This is a genomic window from Thiohalophilus sp. (assembly GCF_031581315.1).
In the GTDB taxonomy this organism is placed as follows: Bacteria; Pseudomonadota; Gammaproteobacteria; order UBA6429; family Thiohalophilaceae; genus Thiohalophilus.
Window position 1 is genome coordinate 1 of sequence record NZ_JAVLAZ010000137.1, and the last position, 1271, is coordinate 1271.

The 1271-nt window shown below is 61.4% G+C and carries 3 protein-coding genes; all 3 read right to left on the bottom strand.

Features of this window, described 5'->3' with window-relative positions; all coding sequences use genetic code 11:
- The coding region (locus tag RI563_RS12700) for an arsenic resistance protein (RefSeq protein ID WP_411293584.1) at positions 1–397 on the bottom strand (397 nt) is incomplete at its 3' end.
- Positions 398–441: 44 nt separating this feature from the next.
- Complete coding sequence (gene arsC, locus RI563_RS12705; RefSeq protein ID WP_310694754.1) at positions 442–861, bottom strand: arsenate reductase (thioredoxin); 420 nt, start codon at positions 859–861, stop codon at positions 442–444.
- A gap of 39 nt (positions 862–900) precedes the next feature.
- On the bottom strand, positions 901–1271 hold a 371-nt coding region (locus RI563_RS12710), incomplete at its 5' end, for a metalloregulator ArsR/SmtB family transcription factor (protein WP_411293583.1).

Sequence of the window (1271 nt, forward strand, 5' to 3'; positions counted from 1 at the left end):
AGACAAACACCATCGCGGTACAGGGCGCGGCGGCCAGGATGATCAGTCCGGCGATGTAACTGTCGATCTGATCGGCCGGCAGCCAGTCGTAAAACAGCCAGCCGATAAACAGCCAGCCCAGCAACGCCATTGAAAAGGGCTTCACCGCCCAGTTGACGAACAACGTCACGCCCACCCCACGCCAGTATTGCGTCACCCCTTTGAGGGCACGCAGATCGACCTTGAGCAACATGGGAATGATCATCAGCCACACCAGCACCGCCACCGGCAGGTTGACCCGGGCGATCTCCAGTGCACCGACAGCCTGAAACGTGTCGGTGAAAAAGTGCCCCAGGCCGATACCGACCACAATGCACAGGAACACCCAGGCGGTCAGATAGCGTTCGAAAAAACCCATCCCGGCCCCGGCGGACTTTTTCGCGGTGGTTTCGCACTGTGCGCTCATTGCTCTGCCTTCAGACGTTGTACCAGTTCCTCGACCCGGCGGCGAATATCGTCGCGGGCCGTGCGAAACACCTGCATGATTTCGTCCTCGCTGCCGGTGGCTTTGGCCGGATCGTCCAGCGGCCAGTGCGCCTTGCGGGTATTGGCCGGCAGCACCGGACAGTTTTCATCGGCGTGGCCACAGACGGTCACCAGGTAATCGGCGTGTTCGAGCATATCGGAGGTGAGTCTGGTCGATTCCTGTTGCGCGATATCCACGCCCGCATCGGCCATCACCGCGATGGCACGCGGGTTCTTGCCGTGTGCCTCGATACCGGCCGATTCAATGATCCAGTCCGACGGGGCAAATTGTTTCGCCCAGCCTTCGGCAATCTGCGAACGGCAGGAATTGCCGGTACAAAGAAACAGAATATTCATCCAGGACTCCGTCGCGTGTTGTTATTAATCAGAGAGAAGTCAGGCGCAGCAGGCGGTGCCCGGCCGATCCGGCATGCCGGCCAGGGCCTGGCGGTCATCGGTATAGGGCGATTGATCGGCCACCCCGTCGGCGGTCGCGGCCAGCACCTGATTGGCCCAGGCGGGCAACGCCTCGTGCAGGCGGTAATAGATCCACAATCCCTGGCGGCGATCGCCAACCACACCGCTCTGGCGCAACTGCGCCAGGTGGCGGGAGATCATCGGTTGCGACACCCCCAGCGCGTGGGTCAACTCGCAGACGCACAGCTCCCCCTCCTGTTGCAGAAGCAACAGAGCGCGCAGGCGCAGCGGGTGGGCCAGTGCGGTATAGAACGATTCGGCGTCGATAGTCATACGCAGAATATACGGTT

Bases quoted from the DNA above. Each gene is read 5' to 3' on its own strand.
- arsC (WP_310694754.1), bottom strand. From the start codon at position 861: ATGAATATTCTGTTTCTTTGTACCGGCAATTCCTGCCGTTCGCAGATT.